Here is a 16,796-nt window from a genome sequence, read left to right as displayed (position 1 = left end):
TTCAGGCATAGTGTCGACAAATAGTTAACCAAAACAAAAGGATAATGACCGCTTAACGCGGCTGCCTTCCCGTCCTGGCCAGCTGTTCGCCGTTCGTCGCGTAGCATCAAGGCGGCGTTTCCGTCGCGAATATGGCACGAGGGCCCTCACTCCCCCTCGACGTGACCTTGGGTCGATCACATTCCCGTCCGTTCCTCGCCCCTCACCTCAGCACGATCTTTTCGAAGAGCAGTTCCCAGCCCTGCGGATCGTGCCTAAGTTGACTTCATTATGCGCGCAAAGCCGGCCCCGATAAATACGCCTGAAGGCCCAGACGCCGCCCCGCGCGGCTTCTCCATCGATGCCCATCGGCTGGCGGCCCCGAAGGCGGCCGCGGGCCTCCACCTGGTCGCGACCCCCATCGGCAATCTCGGCGACATCACGCTGCGCGCGCTGCAGACGCTCGCCGGCGTCGATGTCATCGCCTGCGAGGACACCCGCATCACGCGCCGCCTGACCGAGCGCTACGACATCTCCGCCCAGCTCAGGCAATATCACGAGCACAATGCCGAAGCCGCGCGCCCGAAGATCCTGGAGGCGCTGGCGCAGGGCGGCTCGGTCGCGCTGGTATCGGATGCCGGCACGCCGCTGATCTCCGATCCCGGCTTCAAGCTGGTGCGCGAGGTCTGCGCAGCCGGCCATGCCGTGTATGCGCTGCCCGGCCCGTCCTCGGTGCTGGCGGCGCTGTCGGTCGCGGCCCTGCCGACCGACCGGTTCTTCTTCGAAGGTTTCTTGCCGGCGAAATCCGCAGCGCGGCGCTCGCGCCTCGCCGACCTCGCCCGCATCGACGCGACACTGGTGATGTTCGAGTCCGGTAACCGCGTGCAGGACACGCTGGCCGAGCTCGCCGAGATCATGGGCAACCGTGAAGCCGCGATTTGCCGCGAGCTGACAAAACTGCACGAGGAGATTTCGCGCGCAACACTTTCCGAGCTGGCGCGCGACGCTGCAACGCTGGAGACGCGCGGCGAATTCGTGCTGGTGATCGCTCCGCCCGCGGCCGACGCCGAGGTGCTGACATCGGCTGCGCTGGACGACCTCCTGCGCGAGCAGCTCGCCGCGCACAGCGTCAAGGATGCCGTTGCGCACGCCGTCGCGCTCTCGGGCCGGCCGCGCCGCGAGGTCTATGCCCGCGCGCTCGAGCTCGCAAAAGATCTGCGGGGCGACGATGGCGAAGACTGAGGGTGCGGAACCGAAAGTCGCCTCGCCCGAGCGCGTCGCCGCCTTCCGCACCGGCATCTCCGCGGAGAGCCGCGCCGCCGCCTATCTCATGGCCAAGGGCTACCGCATCCTGGCAAAACGCTACCGCACGCCGCATGGCGAGATCGACATCGTGGCGCGCCGCCGCAATCTGATCGCCTTCGTCGAGGTCAAGGCGCGCGCCAGCCTGGATGATGCCGCTTTCGCGGTAACCCCACGCCAGCAGCAGCGCATCATCGACGCCGCCCAAGGCTGGCTCGTGGCGCATCCCGAGCATGCCGAATTCGAATTGCGATTTGACGCCATGCTGATTGCGCCGCGCTCGCTTCCGCGCCATGTGTTGGCGGCATTCGACGCCTCGACCTGAAAGGCAGACCATGAAACTCAACGTCGCCGTCCAGATGGACCCCATCGCCCGCATCAACATCAAGGGCGATTCCACCTTCGCGCTGCTCTTGGAGGCGCAGAAGCGCGGCCATGGCCTGTCCTATTATACGCCCGACAAGCTCTCGATGGTCGGCGATGAACTGGTCGCGCCGGTGCAACTTCTGACCGTGCGTGACGAGCCCGGCGATCATTTCACCCTCGGCGAGCCCAAGCGCGAGGCGCTCAACGGCTTCGACGTGGTGCTGCTGCGCCAGGACCCGCCCTTCGACCTCGCCTACATCACCTCGACGCACTTCCTGGAGCGCATCCATCCGAAGACGCTGGTCGTCAACGATCCGGCCTCGGTGCGCAACGCGCCGGAAAAGCTGTTCGTGATGAGCTTCCCGCAGCTGATGCCGCCGACGCTGATCTCGCGCGACCTCGACGAGATCAACGCGTTCCGCGACCGGCACGGCGCTGTCGTGATGAAGCCGCTGCACGGCCATGGCGGCGCGGCGGTGTTCCGCGTGATGCCGCAGGACATGAATTTCGGCTCGCTGTTCGACATGTTCTCGGTCACGTTCAAAGAGCCCTGGGTGATCCAGCAGTTCATCCCCGAGGTAAAGCACGGCGACAAGCGCATCATCCTCGTCAACGGCGAGTTCGCCGGCGCGGTGAACCGCGTGCCGGCCGCGGACGACCTCCGCTCCAACATGGTGCGCGGCGGTGCCGCGCAGGAAACCGAGCTCACCCCGCGCGAGCGCGAAATCTGTGCGACCGTCGGCCCGGCACTGCGCGAGAAGGGCCTGCTGTTCGTCGGCATCGACGTCATCAACGGCAATCTCACCGAGATCAACGTGACCTCGCCCACCGGCATCCGCGCCATCTCACGGCTCGGCGGCCCCGACGTGGCGGCGAAGATCTGGGACGTGATCGAGCAGAAGCGGAAGAAGTAAGTCTCGTAGCCCGAATTGCGCTTCGCTCCATCCGGGCTACGCACGCGCGCTGCGCACAACTGTTTCCCCAACGTCGTCCTGGCGAAGGCCAGGACCCATTACCCCAACCGCTGGTTTGGCGAAGTCGGGTAGACACGTTCTGCAACAATTCCCATTGGTGGTAATGGGTCCTGGCTTTCGCCAGGACGACACCGGTGATGTAGCGCGCCGCTTCCTTCTCACAACCATGATCGTGCAGCTCCAAACGTGGGAGCCACTAACCACCCGTTCACCATGACGCCCCGCGCCTCATGCGAACGCGCGATCCGGCATGCGTGAATCTACGGGGCCGCTCGCCGACTGAATAACGCCGCGTTCACCATCTGCCGAAAACCAGCATCGTGACCGGCCGGCGCATTCGGCCTCGCAACACCCCTTATACTTTTACTCCCTACTCATCGACGCAGGGGAACCCGCCAGGTGCGGTTCGAGTGACCCGCGTAAGAGTAAAAGCGTATGAACACCGCACGCATTGTCGTTCTCGTCATCGCGCTGGGCGCCGGCGGCGTCGCTGCATATCTGGCGAGCGGCTATCAGAATGCGCCCGCCCCCGTCGCTCCCGTCGCCGAGAGGCTGCCGACGGTCGAGGTTCTGATCGCGAAGAACGACATCCAGCTCGGCCAGGCCGTGAAGCCCGACGACCTGCAATGGCAGTCCTGGCCGGCCGCGACCGCGAGCAGCGCCTTCATCCGCCGCGACGCCAGGCCCGACGCGCAGACCCAGATCGCCGGCTCGATCGCACGCGTCCCCTTGATGCAGGGCGAGCCGATCCGCGAGCAGAAGCTGGTGCGGGCCGAAGGCTCCGGCTTCATGGCCGCGATCCTGCCCTCGGGCATGCGGGCCGTCTCCACCGAGATTTCAGCCGAGACCGGCGCCGGCGGCTTCATCCTGCCGAACGACCGCGTCGATGTCGTCCTGACGCGCCGCCTGAAGAATCCCGACGCCAACGGCGCAACCGGCGGCAACGACCTCATCGTGTCCGAGGTCATCCTGTCCAATATCCGCGTGCTCGCGATCGACCAGGCGCCGAAGGAAAAGGACGGCCAGACCGCCGTGATCGGCAAGACCGTCACGCTCGAGCTCAAGCCCGATCAGGTCGCGACGCTGTCGGCCGCGCGCCAGGGCGGCACGCTCCAGCTCGCGCTGCGCAGCATCGTCGATGTCAACGCGACCGAACTCACGGTCGAGGATCAGGCGGCCAAGCGTTCCGGCGGGGTCAACGTGATCCGTTACGGGGTGCAGGTGCGGCAACTGACGTCACAGAAGTGATGGGGATAGCATGAACTACGGGGATGATCGGACGGGCCTGCGCATTCGGGGGATTCGCGCACGCACGTTCTGGACAGGGGCGATGCTGATGCTCGGGCTGCTCGCAGCGCCCGACATGGTCAGCGCTGCTGCGGATGCGCCGGTCGGCGACCAGGCACCGATGCAGGTACCGGATCTCGGCGTGTCGTCGGTCGGCTCGATCGCGCCGGCGAAGACGCGTTTTCTCTCGCTCGGCGTCGGCAAATCCGTCGTCATCGACCTGCCGCGCGAGGTGAAGGACGTGCTGGTGGCCGATCCCAAGATCGCCAATGCGGTGATCCGCTCGGCCCAGCGCGCCTACATCATCGGCGGCCAGGTCGGCCAGACCAACGTCGTGTTCTTCACCGCCGACGGCCAGCAGGTCGCCGCCTACGACATCGCGGTGAAACGCGACCTCAACGGCATGCGTGCGGCGCTGCGTCAGTCGCTGCCGGGCGTGCAGATCGAAGGCGTCGGCGACAGCGTGATGCTGACCGGCTCGGTGTCGAGCCCGGTCGAGGCCCAGCAGGCCGGCGACGTCGCCGCAAAGCTCGTCGGCGGCGCCGAGAAGGTCGTCAACAACATCGTCGTGCGCGGCCGCGACCAGGTGATGCTCAAGGTCGTCGTCGGCGAAGTGCGCCGCGACATCGTCAAGCAGCTCGGCGTCGATCTCAGCGCCAGCCTGAACGCCGGCACCGCCGTCGTGAATTTCAACAACTCCAACCCGTTCTCGGTCTCCGGCGGCCCGCTCGTCAGCAGCAACGGACTCGGTGTTACTGGCCTTGCAAAAGGCGTGGCCACCGTCAACGCCACGATGCGCGCGATGGAAAGCGCCGGCGTGATGCGCACCCTGGCCGAGCCGAGCCTGACGGCGATCTCCGGCGAGTCCGCCACTTTCATCGCCGGCGGCGAATTCCCGATCCCTGCGGGCTATTCCTGCGATCCGGTCACCCACGTCTGTACCACCCAGATCACCTACAAGAAGTTCGGCATCTCCCTGAACTTCACGCCGGTCGTGCTCAGCGAGGGACGTATCAGCCTGCGCGTGATGACCGAAGTCTCGGAGCTGTCGAATCAGAACGCCATCTCCGTGACGCAGGCGGTGTCCTCGGGCACAACCAGCTCGATCACCATCCCCTCGATCCAGACCCGCCGCGCCGAGACCACGCTGGAAATTCCCTCGGGCGGCTCGATGGCGATGGCCGGCCTGATCCAGCAGCAGACCAAGCAGGCGATCAACGGCCTCCCCGGCGTCGACCAGGTGCCGATCATCGGCGCGCTGTTCCGCAGCCAGGACTTCGTCAACAACGAGACCGAGCTGATGGTGATCGTGACGCCCTATGTGGTGCGCGCGGTCGCCCAGAAGGAATTGTCGCGGCCGGACGACGGCTTCGCGCCGGCCTCGGACGCGCAGACGGCGCTGCTCGGCCGCATGAACCGCCTCTATGGCATCGCGCGGCGCGTCGATCCAATCGACGGCGATCGCGGCGATTTCGGCTTCATCATCGACTGAAACGAACGGTTTGGGGACCGGGACAAGAGGGGATCAAGCGATGACGAAGACGACAGCGGATCGACGTCGCGGCTTAAGCGTCGCGCTGGCGTTGACGGGTCTCTCCGTCATGCTCGGCGCCTGCAACACCACCGGCGAGATCGTCACCCAGACGGTGCCGACCGACTACCGCCAGCGCCACCCGATCGCGGTGCAGGAAGGCAAGAAGTCGATCGTGATCTTCGTCGGCAAGGCGCGCGGCGGACTCTCGGACGCGCAGCACTCCGACGTCGCGGGAATCGCCCGGGACTGGGTGCGCGAAGGCACCGGCTCCGTCGTCGTCGACGTGCCTGTAGACACTGCGAATTCGCGCGCTGCGGCGGCGACCTACCAGGAAATCCGTTCCGCGCTGGCATCCGGCGGCGTGCCGTCGCGCGCCATCGTCAAGCGTCCCTATCGGCCCGAGGATCCCGGCCTGCTGCCCACCATCCGCCTCAGCTATTCCAGGATCGCCGCGGTCGCCGGCCCCTGCGGGCTGTGGCCGGAGGACGTCGGGCCGTCCATCCTCGATCCCGGCTACAACGAGAACCGGCCGTACTTCAATCTGGGCTGCGCCAGTCAGCGCAACCTTGCTGCGATGATCGACAATCCCGCCGACCTCGAGCAGCCGCGCTCGGAAACGCCGGTTTACACCGCGCGGCGCGACATCGCCTTCGACCGCTATCGCAAGGGCACCCCGATCGCCACTCCCAATCCCGACGCCGAGAAGGCCAAACTCAGCGACACAGGCAAATGACAGGCTTCAACGACGAAGAAGAAGCGGACGATCCGCGGCACCCCGAGGAACACATTGCACCGGTTCCTCGCATCTCCGTGCAGGCGTTTTGCGAGACCGACCAGACGCTCAAGGCGGTGACCGCCGCAGGCGAGGATCGAAGGCTCGCCAAGGCGCATCTCACCGCCAAGGAAGGCGGCCTAGCTGCGGCGATCGAAGTCTATGAATCGATGCCGACGCCGAACGTGATCGTGATCGAATCCGACGGCACGCGCGACATCCTCGAAGGGCTCGACGATCTCGCCGGCGTCTGCGATCCCGGCACCCGCGTGGTCGTGATCGGCAACCCCAGCGATACCGCGCCCTATCGCGAGCTGGTGCGGCGCGGCGTCAACGACTATGTGGTTGGCCCGGTCGAGACGCTCGACGTGGTCCGCTCGATCTGCAGCCTGTTCTCGGCCTCCGAAGCCATCATCACCGGCCGCGTCATCGCGGTGGTCGGCGCCAAGGGCGGCGTCGGCGCATCCACTGTCGCGCACAACGTCGCCTGGACCATCGCCCGCGACCTTTCGCTCGATTCCGTCGTGATCGATCTCGACCTCGCCTTCGGCACCGCGGGCCTCGATTACAACCAGGATCCGGCGCAGGGCATCGCCAATGCGGTGCTGTCGCAGGACCGCCCCGACACCGCGCTGATGGAGCGCCTGCTCGCCAAATGCACCGAGCACCTCAGCCTCCTCGCCGCACCCGCCACCCTCGACCGCGTCTATGATTTCGGTGCCGAAGCGTTCGACGCGGTGTTCGACACGCTGCGCATGACCACGCCCTGCATCGTGCTCGACGTTCCCCATCAATGGTCCGCCTGGACCAAGCGCGCGCTGGTCAACGCCGACGACATCGTGATCGTAGCCGAACCCGATCTCGCCAATTTGCGCAACACCAAGAACATGCTGAGCGTGCTGAAGGCGGCGCGGCCGAACGACCGGCCGCCGCTGTACTGCATCAACCAGGTCGGCATGCACAAGCGCGCGGAGATCGAGGTCAAGGCGTTCGCCAAGACCATGGAGAGCCAGCCGATCGCGGTGATCCCGTTCGATTCGAAACTGTTCTCGACCGCGGCCAATAACGGCCAGATGATCGCGGAGGTCTCCAAGAACCACCGCACCACCGAGCTGTTCCAGACCATGGCCAACCGCCTCGCCGGGCGCGGCGACGTGAAGAAGCCGAAGCGTTCGCTGCTCGGCCCGCTCCTGAAGAAGCTGAAGGGCCGCTCGGGTCGCGGCTCCGCCCCGCATCGCAAGGCGTCGTAGGTTTCGCGTACGGAAAACGCGGCGAGCGGGCTACTTCTCGGCCCGCTGCTGCTTCTTCGCCAGCAACTGGCGCAGCGCCGTGACCTTGGCCGCGGCCTGGTCCGGCGGCAAATCTGCCTTCACGAGGATTTCAGCCTCGGCCTCACGGCCTTGCAATCCCAGCACGAGCGCGAGATTGGCACGGATCCGCACATCGTTCTGATTGCGCTGATAGCCGCGGCCGAGCACCTGTTCGGCCCGCGGCAGATTGTTCTGGAGCATGTAGGACAGGCCGAGATTGGACAGAACCTGCGGCTCGTCCGGCACGATCTTCAACGCGCTCGCATAATATTGCTGCGCCTCTTCGTTGCGGCCGAGCTGATCGAGCGCGGCGCCCTGCGCCGACAGGATCCGCCAGTCGGGATCCTCGGGCGAATGCGCGCGGCCCAGAACGTCGAAAGCCTGCTGGAAATTGCCGTTGTCGGCGAGCGCGCGGCCGTAGCCGGCGAGCAGCGCCTTGTTGCTGGGATGGGCGAGCACGGCCTGCTCGAGCACCGCGACCGCCTGGGCGCGCTGGCCGGTGGCGCGCAGCGCCTTGCCGTATTCGAGCGCGAGGTTGGGATCACCGGGCTTGGCGCGATAGCGCTCGCGCAGCCCGTCCATGTCCGACCTGGCGTCGGCCTTGCCGGCTGTTTCCGGCTTGCCGCCGAGCGCGCCGGTGACATCCTCGAGGCTCGTCGTCTGACAGCCGCCGAGGGCAAGCACGATGAGCGCGGAAAGCAGAAATCTCGCCGGGGGGAAGGCGAGGGACGAACGCTTGGGCATACTCTGATCACTCGGCAACTGATCAGAGATGCTTACCGATTAACGCTAAAGTCCCGTTAAGGACGCGTATCGATCGGACTTAGTCGGTGAATTCGGCACCGAATTCGCAGCCGATGCGCCAGCGCAGGCGGCACTGGCGGGAATAGTCGGGTGCAAAGATGATGGTGAATTGCGGCGGCACTTCCAGAAACTCCGCCACGACTTTCACGCCCCCGTCCGAGATATCCGTGATGGTGCAGTCCCTGGGCAGCGAGCCCGCCCCAAAATGAATCTTGGCGAGCCGGCTGCACACCCGACGTTCGCTTCTCCGGCGATTTGCAAGCATTTGAACTGTTCACCCGTTAGACCACGGCCCATCCCGCACCCTCAGGAATAGCGGACATTCGTTGGAATGTGCTGATGAGAGCCGCTCGCATTCAAGGCGTAGTGTCTCCGTTGTGTTTACGGCCTGTTAGGGCTGGACGGGCGCCCTGGATTGTTCCCGTATTGTTCTTGCGGACGGCGCCCTGCTCTGCTACCCTTGATTGTGCGAGAGGGCAGGCTGGTTCGGGCATGGTTCAACGGGTTTCCACCGTCGCCTTTGAGGGGATCGAGGCCCGCGCGGTCGACGTGCAGGTGCAGGTCGCGCCGGGCCTGCCTGCGTTCGCCATCGTCGGCCTGCCTGACAAGGCGGTGTCGGAGGCGCGCGAGCGGGTGCGCTCGGCGCTGATCGCCTCGGGGCTGGCGCTGCCGGCGCGGCGGATCATCGTCAATCTGGCGCCCGCCGATCTGCCCAAGGAAGGCGGCCATTACGACCTGCCGATCGCGCTCGGCCTGATGGCGGCGATCGGCGCGATCCCGCCGGATGCGCTGACCGGTTTTACCGTGCTCGGCGAGCTCGGGCTCGACGGCTCGATCGCAGCCGTCGCCGGCGTGCTCCCCGCCGCGATCGGCGCCAATCAGCGCGAGGAAGGCTTGATCTGCCCGGCGTCCTGCGGTTCGGAGGCGGCGTGGGCCAGCCCGGATATCCAGATCATTGCCGCGCAATCGCTGATCCAGATCGCCAACCATTTCAAGGGCACGCAGGTGCTGTCGCGGCCCTCGCCGAAAGTGCACGAGGCCGCCACCTCAAAGCTCGACCTGCGCGACATCAAGGGCCAGGAGAGCGCCAAGCGCGCCCTGGAGATCGCGGCCGCCGGCGGACATCACCTCTTGATGATCGGCGCGCCCGGTGCCGGAAAATCGATGCTGGCGGCGCGTCTGCCCTCGATCCTGCCACCGCTGTCGCCGGGCGAGCTTTTGGAAGATGATCGCTTCCGTCGCCGGCGAGATCGAGGGCGGCGCGCTGACATCGCGGCGGCCGTTCCGCTCGCCGCATCACTCCGCCAGCATGGCCGCGCTCACCGGCGGCGGCATCCGCGCAAAACCCGGCGAGATCTCGCTCGCGCATCAGGGTGTGCTGTTCCTCGACGAATTGCCGGAGTTCGATCCGCGCGTGCTGGATTCGCTGCGCCAGCCGCTGGAGAATGGCGAGGTCTCGGTGTCCCGCGCCAATCACCGCGTTACCTACCCTGCGCGCTTCATGCTGGTCGCGGCGATGAATCCGTGCCGCTGCGGCAACGCCTTCGAGCCAGGTTACGCCTGCAAGCGCGGCCGCATCGATCGCTGCACCTCCGACTACCAGGCCCGCATCTCCGGCCCGCTGATGGACCGCATCGACCTGCGCATCGAGGTGCCGGCCGTGACCGCCGCCGACCTGATCCTGCCGCCGGCGGCGGAGGGCTCGGCCGAGGTCGCCGCACGCGTGGCGGCGGCGCGCGACATCCAGCTCGCGCGTTACGCCGATGCAGGCCTGCCGCATGTCCGCACCAATGCCGAGGCGCCCGCCTCCGTGCTGGAGGAGATCGCCAAGCCCGATGCGCAGGGTCAAAAACTGCTGCGCGATGCCGCCGAGACCATGCGGCTGTCGGCGCGCGGCTATCACCGCGTGCTGCGGGTGGCGCGGACGCTCGCCGATCTCGATCACGCCGACAAGATCGGCCGGCTGCATCTCGCCGAGGCCTTGTCCTACCGCGCACTCGCGGAGGATGTGCGCCAGATGGCGTGATCATTCCGCGCGTCAACCCGGCGGTAACGAGTTTCCTTTACGCTCTGCAAACCATAAGGCCCGACGGGTTTTCAAAAGGGCCTGGCGAGTAGAGTGTCATGTTGCGTTTCAAGATCCTGGCCTCGGTTGTTCCCCTGCTGGCGGCTGCGGTGTTTGCCCGCGGCGAGATCGGATCGGTCTCACATCCCTGCATCGCCCTGGGCGAAACCTCGGTCGAGCTGACATCCCTGTTCTGGACCGCCGGCGTCCACGTCGCCTTCACCGACGATCCCGCGCGGGCCACCGTCAGGGTCCAGATCACCGACGATGCGGACGCCGCGGACTTCGCGGTCGTCGACGACGGTCTCGGTTCCGAGACCGATTCCTGCCAGGCCAATCCGGCAAACCGCCTCGTCACCATCGCGGCGCAGCCGGTCGATGGCGGCCCGGTCATCTATCTCTCGACCGACGGCCCCGCCGATTACCGAATCTATGTGCGCTCCAAGACGTTCTCGCAGCGCGAGGCCGCGGCGCTGATCGTTGGCGCTCACGACGGTCGCCGGCCGGTCCAAGCCGCCTCGCTCTAAAGCGCGATGAGGAGTCTCATCGCGCTTTAGGTTATTGTTCGAGCATGATCTTCCCGGAAAACCGCTGCACACTTTTCCGGATCATGTTCTAGGCCATTAACACCTCGTCAACCCTGTTTGGAGGCGGCGCCACCGCCTCAAGCTGTTCGCAAGGTCGGCGCGACATCGTCGCATGCAGCGGCGGTGGGGTTTCGGACAAGAGTCGGGGTTGCGATGGGTCGGACGTTCCGGATCAAGGTGCGCATGCGCCGCTTCAGGCGGCAGCATCCCAGGATCGCCTTCGCGATCCGCTCCTTCATGATCTTCTCGGCGACGTTCGGCGGCGCCTATGGCTTCGTCTCCGGTAGTCGCTCCGAGAATTCCGGCTACGATCCCAACGCCTTTGCGATCGGCGCGAGCTTTTTGTTCGCCCTCGCCTGCCTCGGCCTTGCCACGCTCAGCATGCGCTTGCGCTTCGTCAACAAGCGGCTGCGCAAGCTCGCCGCCCACAACGAGGCGCTGATCGACCGCAATTGGGAGCTGAAGGAAGCCGAGGAGCGCGCCCGCAGCCTGTTCGAGCAGCAGGGCGATCTGATCGTGCTGCGCGACCATCAGGGCCGCATCACCTTCGCCAACGACGCCTATTGCGCGCTTGCGGGCCAGGCGCGCAGCGCGCTGGTCGGCACGCGTTTCGATTTCGACGTGCTGGAGCAGGGCGACAGCGCCCGCGAAAGCAACGGCACCCGCATCCACGACCAGAGGATCACCACGCCGCTCGGCGCGCGCTGGATCGCCTGGCGTGAAGGTTACGTGCGGCTCGACGCCGGCCAGGCCGCCGAACTGCAGAGCGTGGGGCGCGACGTCACCGACCGCACCGAGACCGAGCGTGCACTGTCGGAGGCACGCGATCAGGCCGATGCCGCCAACCGCGCCAAGTCGCGCTTCCTGGCGATGGCATCGCATGAGATCCGCACGCCGCTCAACGGCATCATCGGCATGGGCGGCCTCCTGCTCGACACCAATCTGACGCCGGAGCAGGCGACCTATGCCAGGGCGGTGAAGACCTCGGGCGAAGCGCTGATGGCGCTGATCGAGGAGCTGCTCGACTATTCCAAGATCGAGGCCGGCAAGCTCGACCTCGAGCAGCGTCCGTTCGCGCTCTCGACCCTGATCGAGGAGATCACCGAGCTGCTGGCGCCGCGTGCGCAGGCCAAGCAGCTCGAAATTGCCGCCTATGTCGACGAGCGCCTGCCGCTGGAAGTCGTCGGCGACGCCGCACGGCTGCGTCAGGTGCTGCTCAATCTCGCCGGCAACGCCATCAAGTTCACAGCTCACGGCGGCGTCGCGCTGATTGTCGAACCCGGCATCTGGCCGAACGAGATCAGCTTCCTGGTCCGCGACACCGGCATCGGCATCGCGCCCGAAGCGCAGCAGCGCATCTTCCGCGAATTCGAGCAGGCCGACGAGCGCGTCGCCCGCACCTATGGCGGCACCGGGCTCGGCCTCGCCATCAGCGAACGCATCGTCAAGCGCATGGGCGGCCGCATCACGCTGACCAGCGAGCCGGGCAAGGGCGCGACCTTCGAGGTCGCGGTGCCGCTCGCACCGTCGCTGGGAGCCACGGGGCAGACGACGTTCCCGAGCCCCGACCTCACCGGCAAGTCGATCCTCGCGATCGCCGAGGGGATCGAGGCCTCGCTGATCGCGCGGCGCTTGGAGCGCTGGGGCGCTCAGACCTGCCTGGTGTCGGACGCCACCGTCGCGGAAGCGCTGCTGCCGGAACGTTCATGGCACGCAGTGCTGGTCGATCGCGCGATCGGTCCTGCCATTGCCGACCGGCTGGGTGAAACCGCCCGCGCGCATGCGCCGCAGCGGCTGGTGCTGCTGACGTCGAGCTCGCGGCATGAGAAGATCTCGCCGGCCTTCACCGGATTTCTGGTCAAGCCGCTGCGCGCGGCCTCGCTCGCCGCACGCCTCACGCTGACGCCGGAGATCCCCTCGCCCGACCTCGCACCGGAACCGCCGGCGGAATCCACCGGCGCAGCGTCGGTGAAAGCCCTGTCGATCCTCGTCGCCGAGGACAATGAGATCAACGCGCTGCTGATGCGTTCGCTGCTGACAAAGATCGGCCACCGCGTCGTCATCGCCGTCCATGGCGAGGCCGCGCTGGAATCCTGGCTGGCGGCGTCATCGGCCGGCACGCCCTACGATCTCGTGCTCATGGATATCCAGATGCCGCAGCTCGACGGCATCGAGGCAACCAAGCGCATCCGCGCCCATGAGTCCGCTACCGGCGGCCATAACACGCCGATCCTGGCGCTCACGGCCAATACACTAGTTGAGGATCGTTATGCGTGCTTCGAGGCCGGCATGAACGGCTTCCTGATCAAGCCGCTCGATCGGGACAAGCTCGACGAGGCACTGGCGGGACTGGCGGCGTCGCGCCATCTGGCAGTGTAGCGGCAATCGACGCTGCCGTAGGGTGGGCAAAGCGAAACGTGCCCACGCATCGTTCGACAACAGGCACAGAGCGTGGGCACGGCGCTTCGCGCCTTTGCCCACCCTACGGCACCGCAGCCTGCAACTCTCTCCCCGTCATTGCGAGCGCAGCGCAGCGAAGCAATCCAGAGTCTCTCCGGGGGGACAGTCTGGATTGCTTCGCTGCGCTCGCAATGACGATGTGGTGACAGGAGCGCCTTGCCCGACCGACAATCTGCGATTGAAATCCAACGCACTGCGCGTCATCATCCTTCGGGGGCTCGGTTTCCGACGAGGATATCGCGCATGAATGTGCTTTACCGGCTCTCCGTCATTGTCTTTCTCGCTGTTTGCTCCCAGGCCGCCACGGCCGACACGCCGGACCTCATCGCATCGCTGAAGCAAGGCGGCTACGTCCTCGTCTTTCGACACACCGCCACCGACGACAGTCAAAAGGACGTCTATCCCTTCAAGTTCGACGACATGAGCGCGCAGCGTCAGCTCAGTGAAAAGGGCAGGGATGCGGCGCGCCAGATCGGGACGGCGATCAAGGAGCTCGCGATCCCGATCGGCAATGTCTACACCAGCCGGCTGAACCGTGCGGTCGAGGCCGGCAAGCTGATTTCCGGCCGCGAGGTCAAGCCGGTCGATGCGTTGACGGACAGCAGTAACGCGAGTGCATCGGGAATGGCAAACCCGACCGGTGCAAATGCCAGGGCGGGCCAGGCCGTGCGTCAGCTCGTCGATACGCCGCCGAAGGCCGGCACCAACACGTTCCTGGTCACGCACAAGACGAACATCGCCGATGCTTTCGGCAAGGAGGCCGGCGACGTGCAGGAAGGCGAAGCTTTCGTCTACAAGGCCGGCAGCTCGGGCCCCGCCACTTTTGCAGGGCGCATCAAGCTTGCGGATTGGACCGCGAAAGCGGGCAAGTGACGGGAGCGCGACTTGGCGCGACGAATGTCCCGCGTGACTTGCCGCTCCGCCACGATCTTGTGATACCGATGTCTTGTGACGCGCGACTGAAGGGCTGGCGAACACGTGAGAACATCGGAAGACCGCTCATTCCTCGTCTTGCTTGCCGCGATCTCCGTCGCGTTCGGCTGGGTGCTTTGGCCGTTCTCCGGAGCATTGCTGTGGGCCACGCTGCTGGCGATCATCTTCGCACCACTCTATCGACACGCCCTGAAAACCCTCCCGGGAAGGCACAACCTTGCCGCATTATTCACTGTCGTCGTCGTGGTCGTCATGGTGTTGATCCCCGTGGCGATCGTCATCGCTTCGCTCGTCGAGCAGGGAGGGGAGCTGTATCAGCGCGTTCAGAGCGGGGAGATCAGTTTCGCCCATCCTCTGCAGCAACTGAAATCCGCGCTGCCGGACTGGGCTGCTTCCGTCTCGGACCGCCTGGCCGGCATCGATCTTTCGGCCCTGAAAGAACGCCTCTCGAGCCTGGTCGTCCCGGCCGGCCAGCAGCTGGCCGGCCATGCCTTCAACATCGGCCAGCTGACGGTGGAGTTCGTCGCAAGCTTGCTCGTGATGCTGTACCTGCTGTTCTTCTTCCTGCGCGACGGTGACGAGCTCAACACACGCATCCGCGACGCGCTGCCGCTGCGTGCGAGCCACACCGCCGCGATTCTGGATGCGTTCACCCTTTCGGTTCGCGGGACGATCAAAGGAATCATCCTGGTTGCTCTGATCCAGGGAGCGCTGGGCGGGCTGATCTTCTGGCTGCTCGGCCTGACCGCGCCGCTGCTGGCGGGCGCTCTCATGGCGCTGCTCTCGCTCCTGCCCGTGCTCGGCTCCGCCCTGGTCTGGGTTCCGGTCGGGCTCTACCTGCTTGTGGCAGGCGCAGTCACGAAGGGAATCATCCTGCTCGCATTCGGGACTTTCGTGATCGGTCTTGCCGACAATTTTCTCCGCCCTGTCCTGGTCGGCCAGTCGATCCGAATGCCAAGCTATATTGTGCTGCTTGCCACCCTGGGCGGCCTTGCAACTTTCGGCGCGAACGGCTTCGTCATCGGCCCGCTCGTCGCCGCAATGTTTCTGACGACGTGGCACATCTTCGTCGGTTCGAAAGCGCAACAGTAGGTCCGGAAACGACCAGTTATGCGGCGGAAGCCGTAGGCCGCGGCGTAGAGAGCTTGTCAGTCGGCGCTTTGCCTGCCTTGAAGATGGTCTCCGTCTGGGCCGCCCGCTTGCAATGCGGGCACACGAAGAGATGCGCGATGATCGGGGTCGGCTCATCCGCGAGCAGTTCGGAGCGGAACCACTTCATCTCGATATGACAGTCCGGGCAGACCGGCGCTTCGAGCTGCGCCGCAGCGCTTCTGATACGATCAACCATGGTGCCTCCCGCCGTTTCAAAGCATAGCGGAAGACCCATTATTGGTCTGCAACAAAAGATACATTTGCGGGCCAGCCGGAGCCCATGTTCACGGGCGCGATCACAGCCGCCTGAGCGCCACGCTCTCCACCACGTGATCCGGGCCCTTCTTCAGGATCAGCGTCGCGCGGGGGCGGGTGGGCAGGATGTTGTCCTCGAGATTGGCGAGGTTGGTGCGCTCCCAGATCGCGGTCGCGGTCGCAGTGGCTTCCTCGTCCGAGAGCAGCGCGTAGCGGTTGAAGTAGGATTTTGGATTGGTGAACGCGGTGTCGCGCAGCGCCAGGAAGCGCTTGATGTACCAGCGGCGCAGCGCCGCCTCGTCGGCGTCGATATAGACCGAGAAGTCGAAGAAGTCGGAGACGACGGGCACCGCCTTGCCGTCGCGCGGCAGCTTGCCGGTTTGCAGCACGTTGACGCCCTCGACGATCAGGATGTCGGGCTGGTCGACCTCGGCCCACTGGCCCGGCACGATGTCATAGGTCAGATGGGAGTAGACCGGCGCGCGCACATGGCGACGGCCCGACTTGATGTCGGAGAGAAAGCTGAGCAGCAGCGGCAGGTCGTAGCTCTCCGGAAAGCCCTTCTTCTGCATGATGCCCTGCCGGTCGAGCACCGCGTTGGGATAGAGGAATCCGTCGGTGGTGATCAGCTCGACCTTCGGGCGCGGCGACCAGCGCGCCAGGAGCGCCTGGAGCACGCGGGCCGTGGTGGACTTTCCGACCGCGACCGAACCGGCGACGCCGATGATATAGGGCACCTTGCGGTCGCGGATGTTGAGGAACTGGCGCTCGGCGTAATACAGGCGCTGCATCGCATCGACATAGATCGAGAGCAGGCGCGACAGCGGGAGATAGATGTCCTCGACCTCCTGCAGGTCGAGGCGATCGTGCAGCGAGCGCAGCCGGTCAAACTCGCCCGGCTCCAGCGTCATCGGCGTATCGTCGCGCAGGCGCGCCCACTCATCGCGCGTATAAACGCGGTACGGATTATACTGCTGCTCCGGTGCGCGGATATCCATGAAGCGACCTCTCCACCT

15 protein-coding genes and 1 pseudogene are annotated in these 16,796 nt (G+C 65.8%); 12 read left to right on the top strand and 4 right to left on the bottom strand.

The annotated features are described in order from the left end of the window. Positions 1-270: 270 nt before the first annotated feature. The 7 genes from rsmI (at position 271) to XH79_RS15845 (ending at position 7,464) form a co-directional block, all read left to right on the top strand. Positions 271-1,221, top strand: coding sequence for a 16S rRNA (cytidine(1402)-2'-O)-methyltransferase (gene rsmI, locus XH79_RS15875; protein WP_271582222.1), 951 nt, complete (start codon positions 271-273; stop codon positions 1,219-1,221). After that, positions 1,208-1,606 carry a YraN family protein gene (locus XH79_RS15870; RefSeq protein WP_212348369.1) on the top strand — a complete coding sequence of 133 codons (399 nt, stop codon included), beginning with the start codon at positions 1,208-1,210 and terminating at the stop codon, positions 1,604-1,606. The genes rsmI and XH79_RS15870 overlap by 14 nt, the downstream gene beginning before the upstream one ends. A gap of 10 nt (positions 1,607-1,616) precedes the next feature. Further along, positions 1,617-2,561 (top strand): glutathione synthase, encoded by a 945-nt coding sequence (gshB, locus tag XH79_RS15865; RefSeq protein ID WP_271582221.1) that lies wholly within the window; start codon positions 1,617-1,619, stop codon positions 2,559-2,561. A gap of 495 nt (positions 2,562-3,056) precedes the next feature. Beyond that, positions 3,057-3,869 carry a Flp pilus assembly protein CpaB gene (cpaB, locus tag XH79_RS15860; RefSeq protein ID WP_271582220.1) on the top strand — a complete coding sequence of 271 codons (813 nt, stop codon included), beginning with the start codon at positions 3,057-3,059 and terminating at the stop codon, positions 3,867-3,869. Between the two features lie 10 nt (positions 3,870-3,879). Beyond that, positions 3,880-5,400 (top strand): type II and III secretion system protein family protein, encoded by a 1,521-nt coding sequence (locus XH79_RS15855; RefSeq protein ID WP_271582219.1) that lies wholly within the window; start codon positions 3,880-3,882, stop codon positions 5,398-5,400. A gap of 40 nt (positions 5,401-5,440) precedes the next feature. Further along, a complete protein-coding gene (locus tag XH79_RS15850; RefSeq protein ID WP_271582218.1) occupies positions 5,441-6,175 on the top strand; it encodes a CpaD family pilus assembly protein in 735 nt (244 codons plus the stop codon). Continuing rightward, positions 6,172-7,464 carry an AAA family ATPase gene (locus XH79_RS15845; protein ID WP_212348384.1) on the top strand — a complete coding sequence of 431 codons (1,293 nt, stop codon included), beginning with the start codon at positions 6,172-6,174 and terminating at the stop codon, positions 7,462-7,464. The genes XH79_RS15850 and XH79_RS15845 overlap by 4 nt, the downstream gene beginning before the upstream one ends. A gap of 30 nt (positions 7,465-7,494) precedes the next feature. On the opposite strand, the gene XH79_RS15840 is transcribed toward XH79_RS15845, so the two are convergent. Both XH79_RS15840 and XH79_RS15835 read right to left on the bottom strand, forming a co-directional pair. Continuing rightward, entirely contained in the window at positions 7,495-8,268 is a 774-nt protein-coding gene (locus tag XH79_RS15840) for a tetratricopeptide repeat protein (RefSeq protein ID WP_271582217.1), read from the bottom strand. Between the two features lie 79 nt (positions 8,269-8,347). Next, a complete protein-coding gene (locus XH79_RS15835; protein ID WP_011083489.1) occupies positions 8,348-8,593 on the bottom strand; it encodes a PilZ domain-containing protein in 246 nt (81 codons plus the stop codon). A gap of 227 nt (positions 8,594-8,820) precedes the next feature. Between XH79_RS15835 and XH79_RS15830 the strand changes: the two are divergent. The 5 genes and pseudogenes from XH79_RS15830 (at position 8,821) to XH79_RS15810 (ending at position 15,465) form a co-directional block, all read left to right on the top strand. Next, a pseudogene (locus tag XH79_RS15830) lies at positions 8,821-10,354 on the top strand (YifB family Mg chelatase-like AAA ATPase). 98 nt (positions 10,355-10,452) lie between these two features. Beyond that, positions 10,453-10,920, top strand: coding sequence for a hypothetical protein (locus XH79_RS15825; RefSeq protein WP_212348404.1), 468 nt, complete (start codon positions 10,453-10,455; stop codon positions 10,918-10,920). Between the two features lie 213 nt (positions 10,921-11,133). Beyond that, positions 11,134-13,359, top strand: a complete 2,226-nt coding sequence (locus XH79_RS15820) for a PAS domain-containing hybrid sensor histidine kinase/response regulator (RefSeq protein WP_271582216.1) — start codon at positions 11,134-11,136, stop codon at positions 13,357-13,359. Positions 13,360-13,683: 324 nt separating this feature from the next. Further along, a complete protein-coding gene (locus XH79_RS15815; RefSeq protein ID WP_271582215.1) occupies positions 13,684-14,313 on the top strand; it encodes a histidine phosphatase family protein in 630 nt (209 codons plus the stop codon). A gap of 105 nt (positions 14,314-14,418) precedes the next feature. Further along, positions 14,419-15,465 (top strand): AI-2E family transporter, encoded by a 1,047-nt coding sequence (locus tag XH79_RS15810; protein WP_271582214.1) that lies wholly within the window; start codon positions 14,419-14,421, stop codon positions 15,463-15,465. A 16-nt stretch (positions 15,466-15,481) separates the two neighbouring features. Here XH79_RS15810 and XH79_RS15805 read toward each other — a convergent pair whose 3' ends face one another. Both XH79_RS15805 and coaA read right to left on the bottom strand, forming a co-directional pair. After that, a complete protein-coding gene (locus tag XH79_RS15805; protein WP_271582213.1) occupies positions 15,482-15,721 on the bottom strand; it encodes a hypothetical protein in 240 nt (79 codons plus the stop codon). A gap of 100 nt (positions 15,722-15,821) precedes the next feature. After that, positions 15,822-16,778 carry a type I pantothenate kinase gene (coaA, locus tag XH79_RS15800; protein WP_212348420.1) on the bottom strand — a complete coding sequence of 319 codons (957 nt, stop codon included), beginning with the start codon at positions 16,776-16,778 and terminating at the stop codon, positions 15,822-15,824. Positions 16,779-16,796: the final 18 nt, after the last annotated feature.

The sequence above is a fragment of the Bradyrhizobium sp. CCBAU 45389 genome, from assembly GCF_028128625.1.
GTDB lineage: Bacteria > Pseudomonadota > Alphaproteobacteria > Rhizobiales > Xanthobacteraceae > Bradyrhizobium > Bradyrhizobium liaoningense_B.
The sequence above is the reverse complement of the archived record's forward strand: the minus strand, read 5'-3'. Positions and strand labels throughout refer to the sequence as shown.

Bases quoted from the DNA above. Each gene is read 5' to 3' on its own strand.
- cpaB (WP_271582220.1), top strand. From the start codon at position 3,057: ATGAACACCGCACGCATTGTCGTTCTCGTCATCGCGCTGGGCGCCGGC.
- XH79_RS15825 (WP_212348404.1), top strand. From the start codon at position 10,453: ATGTTGCGTTTCAAGATCCTGGCCTCGGTTGTTCCCCTGCTGGCGGCT.
- rsmI (WP_271582222.1), top strand. From the start codon at position 271: ATGCGCGCAAAGCCGGCCCCGATAAATACGCCTGAAGGCCCAGACGCC.
- XH79_RS15855 (WP_271582219.1), top strand. From the start codon at position 3,880: ATGAACTACGGGGATGATCGGACGGGCCTGCGCATTCGGGGGATTCGC.
- XH79_RS15820 (WP_271582216.1), top strand. From the start codon at position 11,134: ATGGGTCGGACGTTCCGGATCAAGGTGCGCATGCGCCGCTTCAGGCGG.
- XH79_RS15815 (WP_271582215.1), top strand. From the start codon at position 13,684: ATGAATGTGCTTTACCGGCTCTCCGTCATTGTCTTTCTCGCTGTTTGC.
- XH79_RS15870 (WP_212348369.1), top strand. From the start codon at position 1,208: ATGGCGAAGACTGAGGGTGCGGAACCGAAAGTCGCCTCGCCCGAGCGC.
- XH79_RS15835 (WP_011083489.1), bottom strand. From the start codon at position 8,593: ATGCTTGCAAATCGCCGGAGAAGCGAACGTCGGGTGTGCAGCCGGCTC.
- XH79_RS15850 (WP_271582218.1), top strand. From the start codon at position 5,441: ATGACGAAGACGACAGCGGATCGACGTCGCGGCTTAAGCGTCGCGCTG.
- XH79_RS15805 (WP_271582213.1), bottom strand. From the start codon at position 15,721: ATGGTTGATCGTATCAGAAGCGCTGCGGCGCAGCTCGAAGCGCCGGTC.
- XH79_RS15840 (WP_271582217.1), bottom strand. From the start codon at position 8,268: ATGCCCAAGCGTTCGTCCCTCGCCTTCCCCCCGGCGAGATTTCTGCTT.
- coaA (WP_212348420.1), bottom strand. From the start codon at position 16,778: ATGGATATCCGCGCACCGGAGCAGCAGTATAATCCGTACCGCGTTTAT.
- XH79_RS15845 (WP_212348384.1), top strand. From the start codon at position 6,172: ATGACAGGCTTCAACGACGAAGAAGAAGCGGACGATCCGCGGCACCCC.
- gshB (WP_271582221.1), top strand. From the start codon at position 1,617: ATGAAACTCAACGTCGCCGTCCAGATGGACCCCATCGCCCGCATCAAC.